Annotated in this window: 13 protein-coding genes; 6 read left to right on the top strand and 7 right to left on the bottom strand. The window is 72.3% G+C overall.

Going from position 1 to position 17,545, the window contains the following annotated elements; translation table 11 throughout:
- Positions 1-54: 54 nt before the first annotated feature.
- Together nhaC and LCE31_RS21745 are read left to right on the top strand one after the other, a co-directional pair.
- Positions 55-1,536 carry a Na+/H+ antiporter NhaC gene (nhaC, locus tag LCE31_RS21750; protein ID WP_225016671.1) on the top strand — a complete coding sequence of 494 codons (1,482 nt, stop codon included), beginning with the start codon at positions 55-57 and terminating at the stop codon, positions 1,534-1,536.
- Between the two features lie 155 nt (positions 1,537-1,691).
- Entirely contained in the window at positions 1,692-3,053 is a 1,362-nt protein-coding gene (locus LCE31_RS21745) for an aminopeptidase C (RefSeq protein WP_225016669.1), read from the top strand.
- Between the two features lie 238 nt (positions 3,054-3,291).
- Here the strand turns inward: LCE31_RS21745 and LCE31_RS21740 are convergent, their stop codons facing one another.
- A complete protein-coding gene (locus tag LCE31_RS21740) occupies positions 3,292-3,918 on the bottom strand; it encodes a ScbR family autoregulator-binding transcription factor (RefSeq protein ID WP_225016667.1) in 627 nt (208 codons plus the stop codon).
- Between the two features lie 538 nt (positions 3,919-4,456).
- On the opposite strand from LCE31_RS21740, the gene LCE31_RS21735 reads away from it, so the two are divergent.
- The gene (locus tag LCE31_RS21735) at positions 4,457-5,299 is read left to right on the top strand and encodes an HAD family hydrolase (RefSeq protein WP_225016665.1); all 843 of its coding nucleotides are present in this window, start codon (positions 4,457-4,459) and stop codon (positions 5,297-5,299) included.
- 133 nt (positions 5,300-5,432) lie between these two features.
- Here the strand turns inward: LCE31_RS21735 and LCE31_RS21730 are convergent, their stop codons facing one another.
- From LCE31_RS21730 to LCE31_RS21720, 3 genes are all read right to left on the bottom strand, one after another.
- Positions 5,433-8,108: an excinuclease ABC subunit UvrA gene (locus tag LCE31_RS21730; RefSeq protein ID WP_225016663.1), complete on the bottom strand. Its 2,676-nt coding sequence runs from the start codon at positions 8,106-8,108 to the stop codon at positions 5,433-5,435.
- Between the two features lie 261 nt (positions 8,109-8,369).
- Positions 8,370-9,092, bottom strand: coding sequence for a DUF4232 domain-containing protein (locus LCE31_RS21725; RefSeq protein ID WP_225016661.1), 723 nt, complete (start codon positions 9,090-9,092; stop codon positions 8,370-8,372).
- Between the two features lie 278 nt (positions 9,093-9,370).
- Complete coding sequence (locus LCE31_RS21720; protein ID WP_225016658.1) at positions 9,371-10,111, bottom strand: hypothetical protein; 741 nt, start codon at positions 10,109-10,111, stop codon at positions 9,371-9,373.
- A 452-nt stretch (positions 10,112-10,563) separates the two neighbouring features.
- Between LCE31_RS21720 and proP the strand changes: the two genes are divergently transcribed.
- The gene (gene proP, locus LCE31_RS21715; protein ID WP_225016675.1) at positions 10,564-12,102 is read left to right on the top strand and encodes a glycine betaine/L-proline transporter ProP; all 1,539 of its coding nucleotides are present in this window, start codon (positions 10,564-10,566) and stop codon (positions 12,100-12,102) included.
- A 51-nt stretch (positions 12,103-12,153) separates the two neighbouring features.
- Here proP and LCE31_RS21710 read toward each other — a convergent pair whose 3' ends face one another.
- The gene (locus LCE31_RS21710; protein ID WP_263632133.1) at positions 12,154-13,572 is read right to left on the bottom strand and encodes a S53 family peptidase; all 1,419 of its coding nucleotides are present in this window, start codon (positions 13,570-13,572) and stop codon (positions 12,154-12,156) included.
- Between the two features lie 377 nt (positions 13,573-13,949).
- On the opposite strand from LCE31_RS21710, the gene LCE31_RS21705 reads away from it, so the two are divergent.
- Both LCE31_RS21705 and LCE31_RS21700 read left to right on the top strand, forming a co-directional pair.
- The gene (locus tag LCE31_RS21705; protein WP_225016656.1) at positions 13,950-14,432 is read left to right on the top strand and encodes an SPW repeat protein; all 483 of its coding nucleotides are present in this window, start codon (positions 13,950-13,952) and stop codon (positions 14,430-14,432) included.
- Between the two features lie 124 nt (positions 14,433-14,556).
- The gene (locus tag LCE31_RS21700; RefSeq protein WP_225016654.1) at positions 14,557-15,486 is read left to right on the top strand and encodes an arylamine N-acetyltransferase family protein; all 930 of its coding nucleotides are present in this window, start codon (positions 14,557-14,559) and stop codon (positions 15,484-15,486) included.
- A gap of 86 nt (positions 15,487-15,572) precedes the next feature.
- Here LCE31_RS21700 and LCE31_RS40915 read toward each other — a convergent pair whose 3' ends face one another.
- Positions 15,573-15,920: a hypothetical protein gene (locus LCE31_RS40915; protein ID WP_308042290.1), complete on the bottom strand. Its 348-nt coding sequence runs from the start codon at positions 15,918-15,920 to the stop codon at positions 15,573-15,575.
- On the bottom strand, positions 15,847-17,373 hold the full coding sequence (locus LCE31_RS21695; protein ID WP_308042289.1) for a cation:proton antiporter: 1,527 nt from the start codon (positions 17,371-17,373) through the stop codon (positions 15,847-15,849). Before LCE31_RS21695 ends, LCE31_RS40915 begins: the two co-directional genes overlap by 74 nt.
- Positions 17,374-17,545: the final 172 nt, after the last annotated feature.

Genomic DNA, 17,545 nt, shown 5'->3' with positions numbered 1-17,545 from the left:
CCCCTCGCCCCGGTTGGACCCTTCGGCCCGCCGGGGGCCACTGGAGTACCCGAAATGACCGACCCCTCCCCGGTGGTGACGCCCCCACGCGAGCGCCGCACCCCAGGACTGCTCGTCGCCGCGCTGCCCGTGGTGCTGATGCTGGCCCTCATGATCGTGGGCACTCTCTGCTTCGACCTCGACCCGGTGGTGCTCCTCGTCGCCTCGTGCGCCGTCACCGGTGTCATCGCCCGGTGGCTCGGCGTCACCTGGAACGAGATGCTCACCGGCATACGGTCGAAGATCGACGCGGCGATGCCGGCGCTGCTGATCCTCATCTCCATCGGCATGCTCATCGGCACCTGGACGCTGAGCGGGACGATCCCCATGATCGTCGACTGGGGCCTCAGGGCCATCCAGCCCTCGTGGATCGTGGTGCTGTCGTTCCTGATCACCATGGTCGTATCGACCGTGACCGGCACGTCCTGGGGCTCCGTGGGCACCGTCGGCGTCGCCCTGATCGGTGTGGCCGGCGGGCTCGGTGTGTCGCTGCCCCTGACGGCCGGAGCCATCGTCTCGGGCGCCTACTTCGGCGACAAGATGTCCCCGATGTCGGACACCACCAACCTGGCGCCCGCCGTGGCCGGTTCATCCCTCTTCGAGCACATACGCCACCTCCTGTGGACGACGGGACCGGCCGCGGTGCTCTCCTGCGTCCTGTACCTGGTCCTCGGCCGCACCCAGCACGCCGACGGCCACGCCGCCGCGCGCACGCAGGCCCTGCGCACCGTGCTGGAGCACGGGTTCCACTCCAGCCTCCTGCTCCTGCTGCCGCCCGCGGTGATTCTGGTGGGCGCCCTCATGAAGAAGCCGCCGCTGCCGACGATCATCGTCTCCTCGGCGGTCGCGGGAATCCTGGGCGCGGTCCTCCAGGGCTTCTCCCTCCAGCAGATCGGCGCCTCCGCGTCGACCGGCTTCACGGCGTCGATGCTCAGCGGCCACGGCGGCATCGACCCCGGGCACCTGTCCGCGGCGGCGGGCACACTCCTCAACCGGGGCGGCATGGCGTCGATGGCGTCCACCATGCTCATCGGGCTCGCGGGCTTCGCCTTCGCGGGCATCCTGACCGAGACCGGCTGCCTGGACGTCCTGATGCGCAAGCTGCTGACCAGGGTCCGCAGGACCGGCGGAATCATCCTGGCCACCTCGCTCAGCTCGGTGGCCACCGCGTTCGCGATGGGGGTCTCGTACCTGACGATCATCGTCCCGGGCCAGGCGTTCCGCGAGGTCTACCCGCGGCGCGGGCTGGCCCCGAAGAACCTCTCGCGCACCCTGGAGGACTCGGGGACGGTCTTCGTACCGCTGGTGCCGTGGACCGAGGCCGCCACGTACATGTCCACGACCCTGGGCGTCGCGACCATGGCGTACGCGCCCTACGCGTTCCTCAACTACTTCGGCGTGATCATCGCCGTGATCTGCGGCTACACCGGCCTCGGCATCGCCCGCCGACAGCCGGAGCCCACCACCACGGAGGACCCGGTACCGGCCGCGGCCTGAACACGACCGCCGTGAGCGGTGGTACGGGGCGCGGCCGGGCACGGCGGGCGGTGGCCCGCTCCGAGTACGGCAGTACAGCGTTGACGGGGGCAAACCGCCGTGCGACGGTGAACAAGCGCTCCGTCCGGGAGCATCGGAACTGGAGGCAGACCGCTGTGACCTTGGGAAACAACGACTCCCGCTCGGCCATGACACGGAGTTTGACACCGGACCAGCTCGATCTCTTCGAGAAGGGCTTCGCCGCCCGGCCGGAGAACCGGCTGATGCAGAACGCCGTCACCCGGACACCCGTGGACGATGTCGCCCTGGACCGGCGGGTCCTCACCGGTATCGACCACTCGGTCTCCCACCACCTGGACGACTGGAAGGCCACCAACCAGAAGCAGAGCGGCCGCTGCTGGATGTTCGCGGGCCTCAACCTGCTGCGGGTCGGCGCCGCGCGGAAACTGGGCGTGAAGGACTTCGAGTTCTCGCAGAACTACCTGCTCTGGTGGGACAAGTTCGAGCGCGCGAACCACCTCCTCGAAGCGGTCATCGAGACCTCGGACCGCGACGTGGACGACCGCACGGTGGCACACCTGCTGGCGGACCCGATCGGGGACGGCGGGCAGTGGAACATGTTCGTGGCGCTCGTCGCCAAGCACGGCCTGGTGCCCAAGTCGGCCATGCCGGAGACCGACAGCTCCTCCGCGACCCGGGCGATGAACCGGGCCCTGAAGACCCTGCTGCGCCAGGGCGCCCGTGACGTGCGCGCGCGGGCGGCCGAGGGGGCGGAGGTGCAGCGGGAGCACAAACGCGAGGTGCTCGCCGCGGTCCACCGGGTGCTCAGCATCCACCTCGGCACGCCGCCGCAGCGGTTCCTGTGGCAGTGGGAGGACAAGGACAAGCAGTTCCACCGCGACGGCTGGCTCACGCCCGCGGAGTTCGCCGACTCGTACGTGGACCTGCCGCTGGACGAGTACGTCTGCCTGGTGCACGACCCGAGGGAGTCGAGCCCGGTCGGCCGCACCTTCACCGTCGAGTACCTGGGCAATGTGGTGGACGCCCCGCCGGTCGTGTACCTGAACGTGCGCATGGAACTGCTGAAGCGGCTGGCCATGGACGCGATCGTCGGCGGCGAGCCGGTGTGGTTCGGCTGCGACGTGGCCAAGATGATGCACCGGGACGCCGGCGTGTGGGACGCCGCGCTCTTCGACTACGCGGCCGTCTACGACACCCCGTTCACCATGGACAAGGCCGCCCGGCTGCTGCACCACGACACGGAGATGACCCACGCGATGCTGTTCACCGGCGTGGACGTGCTGGACGGGAGCCCGCGCCGCTGGCGGGTGGAGAACAGCTGGGGCGGCGAGAAGGCCGACAACGGTTTCTGGACCATGAACGACTCGTGGTTCGGAGAGCACGTCTTCGAGATCGCGGTCCGGCGCTCGGCCCTCCCGCCCGAGCTGTCCGCCGCGCTCGACCAGCCGCCGGTCGTCCTCCCCGCCTGGGACCCCATGGGCGCCCTCGCCGACTGAGGAGGCCGGGAAGGGTCGCTGTCGGACTGCCGGGAAGGGCCGCTGAAGGCCGCTGCGGGGGCGGCCGGGAGAGGCCGGTACCGGGCGGTCGGGAAAGGCCGCTGCGGGGCTGCCGGGAAAGGCCGGTACCGGGCGGTCGGGAAAGGTCACTGCGGGGCGGGCTTCTCGTGTGCGTACGCGGCGCGCGCGGAGGCCCGCCTCCCTCATGTCCGGCGCGGTGTCGGGCCGCCGGTCGCCGTCAGCCGCGGGACGCCACGTCCCGGCCGCGGCTTCGTGGGACGGTCGCGCCTTCGGGGGGCGGGCCCTGCTGGAGCGAGGGCAGCGTCAGGTACCACCACTCCGCGAGGCGGTCGCTGATGGTGCCCGCCCCTTCGAGCGCCTCCGTCAGGGAGCAGAGGCCGAAGAACGCGCGGACCAGGGTGCGGGCGGTGGGCGCGGGGCGCAGGTGGCGTGCCAGGTGGCCGGTGGCGCGTGCCTCGGCGAGGAGCCGTGTCGCGGCGGCGGTCCACAGGGCGAAGGGGGCGGGAACGGTGGCGTTGATGGTGTCGCGCTCCGCCCACAGGCGTGCGCCGGCGCGCGTGACCGGGTCCCCCGCGAGGGCCTGGGCGACCTCGTAGCTGAGGAAGACGAGCCGTTCCAGGGGCGGGACCGCCTCGTCCGCGTACCGGGCGGTGAGGTCCGGCCAGGTGGCGAAGCGGTCCCGCACCACGGCGAGGGCGATGCCCTCCTTGCTGGCGTAGTGGAAGTAGACGGAGCCGCTGGTCCGGCCCGTCCGCGTGCTTATGTCGTTGACGCTGGTGCCCGCGTATCCGCGTTCGGCGAAGAGGCAGGCCGCTGCTTCCAGGAGTGCCCTGCGGGTTGTCATCGCCCGTTTCTGCAACGTCCTGTCCGCCTTCGCTCAATCTTCCCGATGCCGATGAATGTAATGCGCCCGCGCACGCCCGGAGCAATTGACGATCTCGCTTGAGCGAAATTCCGTATTTCTTTCGAGGATGACCGCCCACGAGTGGTAATGGTGCGAGTCCGTCGTCTTCGGGTGTCCGCCGGGGTTTCCCCGCGCCCTGGACCGCAGCCGCGGATTGCCCGATGAATATGCCTGAACTGGCCCTCACGGCAGTCACGTTGAGTGGATGCCGCCCGCGCCGGCGAACTGGCGTTCCCCTGCCCCTGTACACCCTGCCCGCAATATCGGTCGATAGCCCCAGACGGTCATTGTGTGGTTTTCCGTGGCGAGAATAACGTAGCCGCCACGATGTTTCCGTTTGGCGCGGATAGCCGGGAATGCGCATCTGGATGGCTGGCCCCGTCCGGCGTACACACCCCGCCGCGCACCCGCACGGGACGTCGCGACACAGAGACCACCGTCACGCCGTGCGTGACCGCCCGTACCGGAGGAGATCGCTGTGACCGTTTCGCGCCCCCCACTGCTCGACTGGTTCCCCGAAGCCGTCGTCTTCGACTGCGACGGCACGTTGATGGACAGCGAACGTCACTGGCAGGAAGCCCGCCACCGGGCCTTCCGGGACTTCGGGCTGCACGCTCCGCCGGGATTCGCGGAGCAGGCCGCGGGCGTGCACTACACCGAGTGCGGACGGCTGATGGCGGCCTCCGCGAACAAGCCGGAACTCGCGGCCGATCTCGCGGGCTCGCTCCTCGACCACTTCCTGTCGCTCGTCGCCGACGACCCGGTGACGATGCCGGGGGCCGCCGAACTCGTCCGCTCGCTCTCCGGCCGCCTCCCGCTGGCCGTCGCCAGCAACTGCCCCCTGCATGTGGTGGAGGAGTGCCTGCAACGGGCCGGCCTGCGCAGGCACCTCCAGCACATCGTCGTTCCGGACGAGGAACCGGGACCAGCGGTACGGGAGGACGCCGGCGACACCGGGACGGTGCGGCCCAAGCCCTGGCCCGACGTCTACCTCGTGGCGGCCCGGCTGTGCGGTGTGTCGCCCTCGCGGGCCCTGGCGGTCGAGGACTCCCTGACCGGCGTGGAGTCCGCCCACCGGGCAGGACTGCGCGTCCTCGGGGTCGGACCCAGGCCCGAGGGCGGGACCGTGGAACGCGCGGACCTGTGGCTCCCCTCCCTCCGGGCCCCGGAACTCCTGGCCTGGGCGGGGTCCCAGGTCCCCGGAGCCCGTACGCGCGGCGCGCCGGCGGCCGGCCCGTCGCGGATCACCGGGCCGGCCGAGGAGCAACACGGCGGAGCGAGTGGACGCGTGCGGAAGGAGCAGCGGAAACAGTCCGGTTGACCCGACGGCGGGCTCGTTCTGACGGCCCCGCACCGGGCCTGGTCCGGCACCCTGTCCGAGGGCCTCGTCCGAGGGCCTCGTCCGGGGACCTCGTCCGGGGTGTGCGTCGACCGCGACGAGCCGTCCGCCCTGGTCAGGAGGGCAGGCGACGGGCGAGGTACGGGGCCGTCCGGCTCTCCGGCGCGCGGGCCACCCGCGCGGGCGGGCCCGACGCCACCACGCGGCCGCCCGCGTCCCCGGCCCCGGGGCCCAGGTCGAGGACCCAGTCGGCGCCCGCCACCACGCCCATGTCGTGTTCGACGAGAACCACCGTGTTGCCCGCGTCCACCAGCCCGTGCAACTGCCGCATCAACAGGTCGGTGTCGGCCGGGTGGAGGCCGGTGGTCGGCTCGTCCAGCAGGTAGAGGGTGTGGCCGCGGCGCAGGCGCTGCAACTCGGTTGCCAGCTTGATGCGTTGTGCCTCGCCGCCCGACAACTCGGTGGCGGGCTGCCCGAGGTGCAGATAGCCGAGCCCCACGTCGCGCAGCGTCCGAAGGCCGCGGGCGACCGCCGGGACGTCCGCGAAGAACGCCTCGGCCTCGTCGACGGACATGTCGAGTACGTCGGCGACGGTGCGGTCCCGGTAGGTGATCTGGAGCGTCTCGGTGTTGTACCGGGCACCGTGGCAGGTCGGGCAGGGCGCGTACGTACCAGGCAGGAAGAGGAGTTCCACCGCCACGAATCCCTCGCCCTGACAGGTCTCGCAGCGCCCGGACGCCACATTGAACGAGAAGCGGCCCGGCGGGTAACCGCGCCTGCGTGCCTCGTCCGTGGCCGCGAAGACCGACCGTACGGTGTCGAACAGACCGGTGTACGTGGCCAGGTTGGAGCGCGGTGTGCGGCCGATGGGCCGCTGGTCGACGCGTACCAGGCGGTCCACGGCCTCAAGGCCCTCCACCGCGCGCGCCCCCGTGCCGGGAGGACCGCCGACCGTACCCCCGTCGTCCGCCTCCGCCGCCGTGCCGTCGTCCGTCCCGGTCGCCGTGCCGTCGTTCGTGTCGTCGTCCGTGCCGTCGTCCTCGAACTCCCCCTGCTCCGCGCCCGGTTCGGAGTTCCGGCTGCCGGTGCCCAGATGTGCCGCGACCGCGTCCGCCAGGACCTGGCCGACCAGTGTCGACTTGCCGGAGCCCGACACACCCGTGACGGCGGTGAGCACACCGAGCGGTACGTCGACATCGAGATCCCGCAGATTGTGCCGGGTCACACCGCGAAGCCGCAGCAGGCCCGCGGGAGCGCGGGGGTCCCGCGGGGCGGCAGGCGCGGTGGGTGCGGTGGAACCGCCGGAAGCCGTCTCGCCGCCGTCTCCGAAGAGGTACGGGCGGGTCGCCGACTCCGCCACCTCCGCGAGGCCGGGCACGGGGCCGCTGTAGAGCACCCGGCCGCCGTACCTGCCCGCGCCAGGACCCACGTCGACCACCCAGTCGGCCCGGCGCACCACATCCATGTCGTGCTCCACGACGAACAGCGAGTTTCCCTCGGCCCGCAGCTTCTCCAGCACGTCGAGCAGGGGTTCCGTATCCGCCGGATGCAGGCCGGCCGAGGGCTCGTCGAGCACGTACACCACACCGAAGAGTCCCGAGCGCAGCTGGGTCGCGAGGCGCAGCCGCTGCAACTCGCCAGGCGAGAGGGTGGGGGCGGTGCGGTCCATGCTGAGGTAGCCGAGGCCGAGCCCGGCCAGTACGCCGATCCGGGCGCGGAGGTCGCGCGAGAGCGCCACGGCCGCCTCGGTCGTCTCGCCCGAGCCGGAGGACGGCACGGTGGCCGAGGACGGCACGGTGGCGGACGGGTCGGTGATCCGGGCGGTGTGCCGGAGGACGTCCGCGAGCGCTTCCAGGGGCATGCCCGTGAGGGTGGCGATGTCGTGTCCCGCGAAGGTGACGGCGAGGGCCTCGGGGCGCAGCCGCCTGCCCCCGCACAACGGGCACACGGCGCTCTGGAGGTAGCGGGCCACACGCCGGCGGGTCGCCGCGCTCTTGGACTCGGAGAAGGCGCGCATGACATACCGCTCGGCGCTCATGAACTTGCCCTGGTACGGCCGCTGGACGCGCCCCGCCTCGCGCACCGGGTCGACGGTCACCACCGGCTGCTCGTCGCTGAAGAGAATGAAGTCCCGCTCCTCTTGCGGGAGTTCGCGCCAGGGGCGGTCGATGTCGTGGCCGAGTGCCTGCACCACGTCGCGCAGGTTCTTGCCCTGCCACGCGCCGGGCCAGGCGGCGATGGCGTGGTCGCGGATGCTCAGCGCGGGGTCGGGCACGAGCGAGGACTCGGTGACCCGGTGCACCCGGCCCAGGCCGTGGCACTCGGGGCAGGCACCGGTCACGGTGTTCGGCGAGAACGCGTCGGAGTCCAGCGGCTCGGCCCCCTCCGGGTACGAGCCCGCGCGCGAGAACAGCATCCGCAGCAGGTTCGAGAGCGTGGTGACGGTGCCGACGGAGGAGCGCGAACCGGGGGCGCCCCGGCGCTGCTGGAGCGCGACGGCGGGCGGCAGCCCGGTGATCTCCCGGACCTTCGGCGCACCGACCTGGTGGATCAGCCGGCGGGCGTACGGGGCCACGGACTCGAAGTAGCGGCGCTGGGCCTCCGCGTAGAGGGTGCCGAAGGCCAGGGAGGACTTGCCGGAGCCGGAGACACCGGTGAAGACGGTGAGCGCGTCGCGGGGGATGTCGGTGTCGACGTCGCGGAGGTTGTGCTCGCGCGCGCCCCTGATCCGTACGAAGGGGTCGGCCGCCTCGCCGCCCGGCACGGGCGGGCCGCTGGGCGCGGACGTCATCGGCGGGAGGGGCCCGGGGGCGTCCGGCGGGCCGCCGCGCGGTACCTGCCCCGGGGCGGCCGACGGGTCCCCGTCCGGCCTGTCTCCGTGAGGCGGCCTGTCTCCGCGGGGCGGCCTGTCTCCATGGGGCGGCGTGTCTCCATGGGGCCTCACCGTCACCTCTCCGTCGCTCCTCGGTCATGACCATGGCCATGACCCCCACAGCCATGGCCATTGTCGCGCACAGGCGCCGCCCTCACCTGCGGGGACGCGTCGGCCCCGTCACTTGCCGCCGACCGGGCCGACGTACGTGCCCGGGTGCGTGGCACCGTCCTGCCGGAGCACGGGCTGGAAGTCCCACGCCAGCTTGGCCGAGGTCGTCTCGTTCGGCGGCGTGATGACGATCGTCTTCACGTCGAACTCCTGGCCGTCCCCCTTTTCGAAGGGGAGGTACGTGATGGTGAAGCTGGTGCTGCCGCCGGGCTGCACCGTGACGGTCCTGGGCGTGGCGGCCTGGCGCCCGAGCGACCACGTCTCGCCCCCGGCCAGCAGGTCCAGCCCCGGGTAGCCGTTCATCGTGCAGGCCGAGGAACTCGTGTTGGTCATCTTGATGACGACCGCGCCCTGCGAGCCGACGGACTGGGCGCCGCTGCCGGGTGCGACCGCGAAGGAGAGGCCGGAGGTGTGGCAGCGCCCGCCACCCGACGCGCCGGACTTCCCGGAGCCGCTCGCGGAACCGGACGAGGAGTCCGAGGACGAGCCGGAGGAGTCCGAGCCCGAGGCATTCGAGCCGGAGGCGGACGAGCCGGAGGTTCCGGTAGCGGTCGAGGCGTCGGACGATCCCGTCGAGGAGCCGCCCGTGTCGGACGACAACGGGGACGACAGGGGCGCGGCAGAGGCGCCGGACGAACCGCTGTCCGAGTCCGACGAACCACCGCAACCGGTGAGCAGCAGACCGCCTGCCACGGTGGCGAGAAGCAGGGGGAGAGCGTGCTGACGTCGCATCACAGGTGCCTCACTCAAGGAGTCCCGGAACTTCGTTCCGGCGGGATCGGAGCGGCTCCGGCACCCCGGGAAGACGAGCATGGTGCGTTCCCGGGGCTGCGAGAGCGGCGAGGAGGCGTCGTCGCGTCCTCTCTCGGATCAGTGTCACCCATCGACGATCACGGGGGATTGCCTGTGGTGCTTCCAGAACGCCGCTGTTGACCGCTCGTGACATGGGAACGACCGCTCGACGGAGCGACGGGACGGAGAACCGCCGGGCGCCCGGGGGTGCTGTGCCGTCAGTGCGACGGCGCCGGGGCCGGCGCCGCGCCCGCGGCCCTGGGGACGCGGGAGGCGCTGCGCGCGGTGGAGACGCCGAGCGCCATCAGCCAGTAGCTGAGCAGCGCGCCCATCAGCGCGGTGGTGCCCCAGCCGTTGGCCGCGTAGAAGTGTTCCGGGACGTTGCCGAAGAACAGCGACGGCACGAAGGCCAGGTTGGCCACCGCGAGGGCGTACGCCGACCAGCACGTCCAGCGCGGGAGCAGGCGGGTACGGGAGACCGCGAAGCCGAGCGCGCCCAGGAAGACCGCCAGCATCAGGCGGGAGATCGAGCCGTACAGGATGTACGTGCCGTTGACCGTGATCGTCGGGTCGACGGGGTGGTCGGCCGCGATGACCGCGCCGGCCTCCAGGCCGCTGGAGACCAGGGTGACCGTCGCGTAGACCAGGCCGGAGGCGAAGGCCAGGGTGCCGGCCCACTCGTACTCCGGGTTCACCCGCTTGACCAGCTCGCGAAAGGCCGTCACGAAGACGACGAGGAGCGCGAGCGCGAGGATTCCGATCAGCAGCCTCGCGAGGACGTTGGAGGCAGGCGGCGGGCCCGAGTAGACGAAGTAGAGCGGTACTTCGACGATGAGGGCCGCGGCCGTGGAGATCCCCGCGATCCCGGTCAGGCGCCGCGCGGTGCTCTCGCGATGCGAATCCCTCTCGCGACGCGAACCGCTCTCGTGACGCGCGCTGCTCTCGTGACTCTCGTTCATGGGTCCCCCCGTTGTGTGTCGTTTCGTGCGGCGCCATGTGGTGCTCGTGCGGTGATGTGAGGTGACGTTGCGGTGCCGTGTCCCGCACTCAGGTGCCATGCGGATGTCCCGTACCGCGGTGGCGCGTGCCCCGCCTGCACCGGAAATCCTGCCGGGCGCGGCACGCGGCGTCGATGGGCCTGGGGACCGGACCCGGGGTGCACCTGCCGACACCCCCCGCCGTGAGGAAGGCCACGAATCGACTCCGCTCCCCGCGGGTACGCGCGTACAGCTCATCGGCGCCACGCGGTCTGCCCTGCCCGTCTTCCCGGCGGCTGGGATTCCGCTGGTAATAATGGGCGGAATCGGATGACTACGGACAGGATGAAATGAATATCGGCCGCCCCCGTCGATCGATCAGCACCCGACAGGGCCGCGTGACGAAGGGCCCGGACCGCTCTGCCAACGACCGCCTGCTCCGTTCTCTCCTGAGGAGGCGGAAGCAGTCGCTGTCCGCGTCCGACGTCACCGTCACGGACAAGGCAGAGGTCCACCGGGCGGTGTCTGCGGCGGCGCTCGGCAACATGATGGAGTGGTTCGACTTCGGCGTGTACGCCTATCTGGCGACCACGCTGGGGAAGGTCTTCTTCCCGTCGAGTTCGCCGGGCGCCCAGGTCGTCTCCACCTTCGCGACGTTCGCCGCCGCGTTCCTCGTCCGCCCGCTCGGCGGTCTCGTCTTCGGGCCGCTCGGCGACCGCATCGGCCGCAAGCGCGTGCTCGCGGTCACCATGCTGCTGATGGCGTGCAGCACCTTCGCCGTGGGCTTCCTGCCCGGCTACTCGGCCATCGGCTTCGCCGCGCCGATCCTGCTGCTGATCTGCCGGCTGGTGCAGGGGTTCTCCACCGGTGGCGAGTACGCGGGCGCCACCACGTACATCGCCGAGTACGCCCCCGACAAACGGCGTGGCTTCCTCGGCAGCTGGCTCGACTTCGGCACCTTCATCGGCTACGCCTTCGGCTCCGGCATCGTCACGCTGCTCACCGCGGTCCTCGGCAGCAAGGGCATGGTCGACTGGGGCTGGCGGGTTCCGTTCTTCGTCGCGGGCCCGCTCGGCCTCGTCGGCCTGTACATGCGGCTGCGCCTCGAGGAGACCCCGGCGTTCCTGCGGGAGCAGGAGGCGGCCGAGGCCGAGGAGGGCGGCGCGGCCGAGGCGGCGCGCGCCGACGACGAACTCGCGGCCGGCGCCCGGCAGTCCGGCAAGGGGCGGCTGAAGGAGATCTTCACCAGGCACTGGCAGGCCGTGCTGATCTGCATGGGCCTCGTGCTGCTCTACAACGTCACCAACTACATGGTGACGTCCTACCTGCCCACCTTCATGACGGAGACCCTCGGGCAGGGCGAGGTCACCGCGCAGCTGCTGATCCTCGGCACCATGATCATGGTCGCCCTGACGATCACCGTCGTGGGCCGCTCCTCGGACCGGTGGGGGCGGCGGCCGATGTTCCTGGCGGGCAGCATCGCGATGGTGGTGCTGGCCGCGCCCGCGATCCTGCTGATCCGGCAGGGCGGCATCCTGCTGCCCGCGTTCGGCTGCGCGATCCTCGGTCTGCTGCTGGTGTGCTTCGCGGGCACGTCGGCCTCGACCCTGCCCGCGCTGTTCCCGACCCGTATCCGCTACGGCGCGCTGTCCATCTCCTTCAACGTCTCCGTCTCGCTCTTCGGCGGGACGACGCCGCTGATCGCGTCGGCGCTGGTGGAGAAGACGAACGACAAGATGGTTCCCGCGTACTACCTCATGATCGCCGGGCTGATCGGGCTGATCTCGACGTTCTTCCTGCACGAGACCGCCGGGAAGCCGCTGCGCGGGTCCGGGCCGATGGTGGAGTCGGAGGAGCAGGCCCGCAGCCTGGTCGCCCGCAGCCGTACGGAGGCCGGCCGCCAGGCACGGGACGTGTGGCTGCGCGTACGCCATCCCGGCAGGCACCACGCGGACGACACCGACGAGATGTGACGGACGGCGCCCGTGGCGCGGGCGCCGTCCGGAGCACGGGAGAGCCGCGCGTCAGCGCGTGAGGGCCAGCGCCGGGACGAACTTGGCCGCGTCGACCGTGCCGACGCCGGTCGCCATGTCGTAGCCGCGGACCGCGTCGTAACCGGTGACGCCCTGGTACGAGTTGTTCGTGCCGTCCTTCACGTCCACGAGGCCCGTGAACGGGTTCCACGGCGACTGCGCCGACAGGCTGTACAGCGCCTGGTGGATGTCGCCGAGCCGGTGTCCCGCCTGCTGGTCGGCGAGCGCCACGATGCCCGAGAAGAGGGGGCTGGCCTCGCTCGTACCGCCGGAGATGCCCCAGCCCGTCTCCTTCGGGTCGTAGCTCATGTACGTCCAGGCCCCGCCGTCGACCGCGGCGGACATGGAGACGTCCGGGGTGCCGCGCCGGGCGCCGACGACCGGCTCGACCGTGTCCTGGTAGGAGGGCCGCGCGAAGACGTGCGACTGGCCGCCGCCTCCCGCGCCGTTGTCGTTGTAGACGCTGTCCGGCGCGGTACGGCCGCCCTGCGCGTCCAGGTGCAGCTGGGTGCCGCCGATCGAGGTCACGAGGGGGTCGGCGGACGGCCAGGAGTTGACCCGCTGGTCGTAGTGGCCGACGCCGTCCTCGGTCGAGTCGGTGGCACCGCCGTCGCCGGAGGACGCCAGCACGGTGACGTCGTGCCGCTCGGCGTCCTTGAAGGCGTACCGCAGGTCCTTGATGCTGGAGAAGTCGCCCTTGCCGAAGCCGGGGAAGGTGTTCTCCGTCGCTCCGAAGCTCTGCGTGATGACATCGCCCACGCCCTGGTCGATCAGGCTCTTCTCGGCGTCCATCATCTCGGGCAGGCCGGTGACGCCCTCGGTCTCCGCGACGCCCGTCTCGACGAGCACGATGTGCGCGTCGGGCGCGACCGCGTGCGCCATCTGGACATCGAGGCTGGTCTCGCCGGCCCAGCCGGTCTGTGTCTCGTCCGTGGGGTCGAACTTCGGCACATTGCCCCACTTCACCACGGACACATGGGTGCTCTTGATGCCGAACTGCTTGCTGTACACGTCGAGGTCGTGCTGCACGGTCGGCGAGCCGAAGGAGTCCACGATGACGATCGTGCGGCCCTTGCCGGTGATCCCCTTGCGGTAGAGGGGATTCAGGTCGTACGCCTGCCGGTACTGGATCGGCGTGTAGCACGCGATGCCGTACCGGGTCTCGCACTGCGCGGTGCTCAGCGGGGCGCTCGCGCCGCGCACGGCCTGATGCCCCGCCACGGCGGGCACGGGCCGCGGCAGCGCGGCGGACGACGCCGAGGCGGCGGACACCGCCGACACGGGGCCGGCCGGCGCCGGGGCCGGCCCCGTGCCGGGCGCGGTGGCGAGGGCGCAGGCGGTGAGAGCGGTGACCCCTACGGCCAGGGCCACAGCTCTTCTCCGGTGCGAAGCCGGGAGAACTCTGTGCATGGAGGTGCTCCTTGCATCGAGTGGATCATGCCGACCGATCGGGCGATCGGTATGACGATCAGATCGTCAGGTCACGACCGGAACAAGGAGCCCGGCGCTCCGGGGCGGCCTGTTTACTTCACTCGGCCGAATAATTTGCCTGTGCATGACATCTTCGAACCGCGGGCGGCCGGCCACGCCCGAGGGACGTGCGCGGGCGCCCGGCCACGCGCGAGGGGCGTGCCGGCGCCGCCGTGACATCGCCCGAAGACCCCGATGAAGCGGGCGCAAGTTCACAAATGGGCTAAGCGAGATAAAATTTCTATAAACGCTGATTGAGGACGAGTGAGCAGGTGACTCGGAAGCGGTCACACGCCACAGCGAAGGAGGTGGCCGAGATGGCGGCACACACGTCACCCGGCACGACATCCAGCACGTCGGACAGTATTGACCAGCACCCGGACATCATGGCTCTGCGCCGGGACCACTCGGAACGGGCCGCTTCCACCCCGATGGCACAGGCGGTGGAAGGGCTGGCGATACTGGCCGGTCTGTACCTCGCGGGGTCCGCGTGGATCATCGGCTTCACCGCGTTCACCCCCCTTGCCATCACCAACCTGATCGCCGGTCTCGCGTTCGCCCTGCTCGCCATGGGATACGCCAACTCCGCCTACGAGCGCATGCACGGCCTGAGCTGGGCCGCACTCGGAATCGGTGTGTGGGCGATCATCGCTCCCTGGGTGATCACAGGAAGCTTCGCCACCATGCACACGATCTGGAGCAACTGCGTCATCGGCGGCGTGATGGTGCTGCTCTCGCTGGTGACCGCGGCGCTCGGCGCCGGACGGTCGCGAGCCAGGGGCCGCTCACGGCGGACATGACCCGGGACGGTTCCAGGACGGCCGGCAGCACGCACCTGTGCCGCCGGCCGCGTCGTGCCCGGCCGCACCTGGCCGGCGCCCGGGCGGGTCCTGGGGGCGGCGGCCGGGTGCCTACGGTTGCACCATGAACGCCGGCAACAGCACCTCCCCGGGCCCTGCGCGGTCCGGAGACGCGTCCGCCCCCTCGGACCCGTCCGCGCCGTCCCCCCGTCTGGCGCACTACCTCCACCGGCTCGGCCTGCCCGGCGCGAGCGGCCTCACGGCCGACGCGGGCACGCTGCGGTCCCTGCACCGGGCGCACACCTACGCGCTGCCCTTCGAGAACATCGACCCGGTGCGCGGCATCGTGCCCTCCCTCGAAGCGGACGATCTGGACGCGAAGTTGGTGCGCGGCGGGCGCGGCGGCTACTGCTACGAACACAACACACTGCTCATGAACGCCCTCGTCGCACTCGGCTTCGGTGTGACCCTGCTCGCGGCGCGCGTCCTGGTCGGCGCCACGGACATCGCCTCGCGGCCGCGCACCCACATGGCACTCCTGGTGGAACCGGCCGACGGCTCAGGAACGCGCGGCGGCTCCGGGGCGCCCCCGTACCTCGCGGACGTCGGCTTCGGCACGACCGGCGCGCTCATCGAGCCGGTGCCGCTGGTCGCGGACACCGAGTTCACCGCCGAGGGCCGCCGCCACCGCCTCGTCCACGTACCGCACGAGGGGCCGTCCCCGATGTGGGTCCTCGAGGCGTACGGGAACGACGGCTGGGCGCGGCAGTACGGCTTCACGCGCGAACCGTTCGAGCGTTCCGACTTCTCCGTCGTGAACTGGCACATCGCCACCAATCCGCGCTCGCCCTTCGCCCGGCGGCTGACCGTCCAGCGCGCCCTGCCGGGCGGGGTCCACCGGTCCCTGTCCCAGGACCGGTTCACCGAGAGCCACGCGGGCGCGGTGGTGCGCTCCTACGGCGTACGGTCCGACGCCGCGTTGCGCGACGCGCTCGCCGACGACTTCGGGATCGCGCCGCCCGCCGGTCTCAGCCTCGGCCCCGAAGCACTCTGAGCCGCCCCGGGCGCCGGGCCCGCCACAGGGCCGCACGGCGTCGCGGCCACCGGCGTCACGGCCGCGCGGCCCCGGGGGCGCACGCCTCACGTCTCGCCGAGGCTCGCCCGTTCCAGGTCGAGGGCGTGCTGGAGGCGGCGCATCGTCGCGCCCGCGACCTCGCCGTTCTCGTAGAGCCTGTGCAGTTCCGCGGTCTCCGCCGCGGTCAGGGCGCGGCGCAGGGCGCGGACGTCGTCGTCGGGGGCCCCGCCGCCCGGGTCGTCGCCGGCCTCCGCCGCGGCCCGCTCGTAGCGGGTGCTCAGGCCGCGCCGCACCTGCTCGGCGGCGCCGCGCCCCACCGTCGCCGACTCCACCAGCCGGTCAAGCTCCGCCAGGGCCGCCGCCGCCAGGGCGCGCCGGACCCCGGCCTCCTCGCGCTCGGTGTGCCCGGGCACGAGGGCCACCCCTGACCTGCGTACGACGGAGGACAGCGTGAACCCCTGCACGACGAGCGTCACGACGACCACCCCGGTGGTCAGCACCAGGACCAGCGGGCGGTACGGCAGCGGTGCCCCTGCGTGGGTGGTGAGCGGGATGGACAGGGCGGCGGCCAGCGGCATCACGCCGCGGGGGGGGGGCCCGGGCCGCCCCCCCCGCCCCCCCCCCGGCCGCCCGCCCCCCCCCGCCCCCCGGCCTCACCACCCCCCCCGGGGGGCGTACCGCCGGGGGGCCCCCTGGGGGGGGGGTCCGGGGTTCGCCCCGGGCGGGGCCCCCCCCCCCCCCGCCGCGGGGGCCGCCCCAGGACAGCACCGCCGGCACCCGCCAGGAGAGCCGGCCCCCCGACTCGCCCGGCGGCGCCCCGGCCCGACCCGGCGGCGCCCCCGACCCGCCCGGCGGCGCCCCGGCCGGAGCGCGCCTGCGGCGCCTGACCTGCGTCAGCGCCGAGAGCGGGAAGATCCACAGCAGCCGCACCGCGAGCACCGCGCCCGCGCAGGCCAGCATCCACAGCGGCCAGTCGCCCTCCGACCCGGTCAACTCGCGAACCATGAGAGGGAGTTGCAGGCCGATGATCGCGAAGACGACGCTCTCCAGCAGGAACACCACCGTGCCGTAGACGGCGTGCAGCTGGAGCCTGGCGCGCGGGCCCGTCAGCCGGTGGCCCGTACTGCCCAGCACGACGCCCGCGACCACCACGGCCGTCACCCCCGACGTGTGCAGGTCCTCCGCGACCACATACGCCGCATACGGCGTGACCAGCGCGATCACCGTCTCCAGCGTCGCGTCGCCGGTACGGCGGCGGATCAGGCCCACCAGCGCGCCGACCGCGCCGCCGACCACCGCACCGCCGCCGCCCAGCAGCAGGAACTGCCCGACCGCACCGGGCAGTGACACCGCGCTCGCGGCGACCGCACCGGTGACGGCGACCTTGAAGAGCACCAGGCTCGTCGCGTCGTTGAACAGGCTCTCCCCCTGTACGAGCACCTGGATGCGCGGCGGCAGCGGCAGCCGGCGGCCCAGCGCGGTGACCGCGACCGGGTCCGTGCTCGCGAGCACGGCGCCGAGCACGAACGCCATCGCGGGCGACAGCGGCGTGAACGCGGACACCACCAGCGCCACCGCCGCGGCGGACGCGAGCACGAGCCCGAGCGCGAGAACGGCCACCGGCCGCCACACCGGGCGCAGTTCACGCGCGGAGAGCTCCTCGGCCGACGCGTAGAGCAGCGGCGGCAGCACGACCACACTGATCACGTCGGGAGCCACCCGCACCTCGGGCACGAAGGGCAGCAGCCCCGCCACCAGGCCCGCCACCACGAGCAGGGAGGGGGCGGGCACCCGCCAGTGCCGGGCGCCCGTCGCCACGGCGGTGGCGAGGACGACGAGAAGGAGGACGACGGTGACGCTGGCCATGGACGGTCCCTGGTCGACGAGTGGCGGGCGAGTGGCGGGACAGACAGCTGTCCCGTCGCCGACCAGGCTTCCCGGCACACCACCGACCACCCTAACGGCTCTCCGAAGGCGGCGCGCCGCGCGCCCCGGCGCCACCGGCGGCGACGGCCCCACCCCCGTGGGAGCCGTCGCC

The organism is Streptomyces sp. 8L (genome assembly GCF_020176795.1).
Classification (GTDB): Bacteria; Actinomycetota; Actinomycetes; order Streptomycetales; family Streptomycetaceae; genus Streptomyces.
This window is presented reverse-complemented; position numbering and strand designations above follow the sequence as displayed.

What these genes read in the sequence shown, in the direction of transcription:
- nhaC (WP_225016671.1), top strand. Translation starts at nt 55, where the DNA reads ATGACCGACCCCTCCCCGGTGGTGACGCCCCCACGCGAGCGCCGCACC.
- LCE31_RS21740 (WP_225016667.1), bottom strand. Translation starts at nt 3,918, where the DNA reads ATGACAACCCGCAGGGCACTCCTGGAAGCAGCGGCCTGCCTCTTCGCC.
- LCE31_RS21730 (WP_225016663.1), bottom strand. Translation starts at nt 8,108, where the DNA reads ATGACGTCCGCGCCCAGCGGCCCGCCCGTGCCGGGCGGCGAGGCGGCC.
- LCE31_RS21725 (WP_225016661.1), bottom strand. Translation starts at nt 9,092, where the DNA reads ATGCGACGTCAGCACGCTCTCCCCCTGCTTCTCGCCACCGTGGCAGGC.
- LCE31_RS21720 (WP_225016658.1), bottom strand. Translation starts at nt 10,111, where the DNA reads ATGAACGAGAGTCACGAGAGCAGCGCGCGTCACGAGAGCGGTTCGCGT.
- LCE31_RS21710 (WP_263632133.1), bottom strand. Translation starts at nt 13,572, where the DNA reads ATGCACAGAGTTCTCCCGGCTTCGCACCGGAGAAGAGCTGTGGCCCTG.
- LCE31_RS21705 (WP_225016656.1), top strand. Translation starts at nt 13,950, where the DNA reads ATGGCGGCACACACGTCACCCGGCACGACATCCAGCACGTCGGACAGT.
- LCE31_RS21700 (WP_225016654.1), top strand. Translation starts at nt 14,557, where the DNA reads ATGAACGCCGGCAACAGCACCTCCCCGGGCCCTGCGCGGTCCGGAGAC.
- LCE31_RS21695 (WP_308042289.1), bottom strand. Translation starts at nt 17,373, where the DNA reads ATGGCCAGCGTCACCGTCGTCCTCCTTCTCGTCGTCCTCGCCACCGCC.